We start from the raw sequence: 2023 nt of genomic DNA on the forward strand, positions 1-2023 counted from the left end.
CCGAAGGTGTTCCAGCCGGTCCAGGTGCCGGCTTGGTAGATGTTCTGGTAGAGCTGGCCGTTGGTGCCGGTCGCGAACACGTCATACCGTCCGGTGCTGGTCCGGTAGGTGACGCCGGGTGTATCGATCAGCGCCGCGCCCAGGTCCTGCCAGGTCCAGCTGCCGGTGGCATAGATGGCGTGCCACAGGTGATGGTCGGTCTTGGTGGCGAACAGGTGGATGACGCCCGAGCCGTCGAGCATGGCCTGCACGCCGCCGGCGAAGCCTGCGTTGTGGTAGTCGCCGAAGGTGTTCCAGCCCGACCAGCCGCCTTGGTACATGTTCTGGTAGAGCTGGCCGTTGGTGCCGGTCGCGAAGAGGTCGTACCGTCCGGTGCTGGCCCGGTAGGTCACCCCCGGGGTGCCGGTCAGCGCCGCGCCGAGATCTTGCCAGGTCCAGCTGCTGGGCGTGTAGATCGCCTGCCACATATGGTTGTCGGCCTTGACGGAGAACAGATGACTCGTGCCTGAGCTGTCCAGCATTGCCTCGGTTCCCTCGCCCACGACGCCGTCGTAGCGCAGCGGAACCCATCGGGCGGAGTTGTCCATCTGTTGGTCGTAGGGATAGCTGATCGTGCGCTGAACGGCGCCGGTGCCACCCGCCTCCTCGGCGCCGGTGTATGCGGTGTGAGCGGCGTTGGCCCAGCTGACGAACATGACGACGTGCGAGCCATTAACCGGATCCAGGGTGCTGTGATAGTCCAGCACATCGCCCTTCTGGAGCTGTTCCTTGCTGATCCCGGTGCTGACGTCGGGCAGCGTTCCGGTGTTCAAGGAGCTGTCCAGGCCCCAGGCCATCGAGATGAATCCCGAGCAGTCCGTCCGGTAGGGCCCGGTCGGTGCGGAGTTGGCGGAGGTGTAGGCGGACTGGCTGTACGGCACGTTCTGGGCCACCCAGTACTGCGCCCGGTTGTAGATCTTGTCGCGGGTGATGCCCCCGGTGGTCAGGGTTGCGGTGCCGGTCGCGATCTTTCGAACCGGTCCCTGCGGATTGCGCCGGGGAGCGTCGTGGCCCGTGCCAGGCGAGGCGGCCACCGGCTGGACCAGGGTCACGAGCAGGATCGAGGCCGCGACGAGAGCGCTGGCAGCCCCTCGTCCAGACGCTCGGGGAAGAGACAGTCGCATGCGAATCCTTCTCTGCTGTTCATGGTTCCGGATGGTTCTTCAGGCTCACACGCTCCACACCTCATAAACAGACGGGAAACTGACAGATCCCGTTGAGACATGCCCCGCGGCACCTACGGGGGGCGACCGTGCGTTCCTCGGCCAGGGCCTCATTACCGGTGTGAGGACAGACGGCGCTACACTTGCCGGGCGCCCGGTGAAAGCCGGGTGACTTCGCGTGCCCACCTGCCGATCCACTAGCAGGTAGCGGCCAACTTCGGTCCGGCTCTCACCAGCCGGCGCTGGCCGCGACACCACGGCACCAGGGTGATCGACCATCCGGTCCGATCACGACAACCGAGGCCCGCGCGGCCGCCCGGCGAGGGTGGCTGCGCACGAACGCAAGGAGGACGCGCCCGATGGCCGTCGTCACCATGAAGAACCTGCTCGACTCCGGAGTCCACTTCGGACACCAGACCCGGCGCTGGAACCCGAAGATGAAGCGGTTCATCTTCACCGAGCGCAACGGCATCTACATCATCGACCTGCAGCAGACGATCGGTTACATCGATCGTGCGTACGAGTTCGTGAAGGAGACGGTCGCCCACGGCGGCACCGTCCTGTTCATCGGCACCAAGAAGCAGGCGCAGGAAGCCATCGCCGAGCAGTCCACCCGGGTCGGCATGCCCTATGTCAACCAGCGCTGGCTGGGCGGCATGCTCACCAACTTCACGACGGTGCACGGCCGGCTTCGTCGCCTGGCCGAGCTCGAGGAGATCGACTACGACGACGTCGCAGCGTCGGGTCGAACCAAGAAGGAACTCCTGCAGATGCGCCGGGAGAAGGAGAAGCTCGAGCGCACGCTCGGCGGCATCCGGCGG

The 2023-nt window shown here is 65.8% G+C and carries 2 protein-coding genes; one reads left to right on the forward strand and one right to left on the reverse strand.

Translation table 11 applies throughout. The features are described 5' to 3' along the window. Nucleotides 1–1163 (reverse strand): hypothetical protein (locus VF542_RS03835; RefSeq protein WP_408650381.1); only part of this gene is annotated, 1163 nt, incomplete at its 3' end. Between the two features lie 398 nt (nt 1164–1561). On the opposite strand from VF542_RS03835, the gene rpsB reads away from it, so the two are divergent. After that, a partial coding sequence (gene rpsB / locus VF542_RS03840; RefSeq protein ID WP_408650382.1) for a 30S ribosomal protein S2 occupies nt 1562–2023 on the forward strand: 462 nt, incomplete at its 3' end.

It is taken from the genome of Jatrophihabitans sp., from assembly GCF_036389215.1.
Taxonomy (GTDB): Bacteria; Actinomycetota; Actinomycetes; order Mycobacteriales; family Jatrophihabitantaceae; genus Jatrophihabitans_A.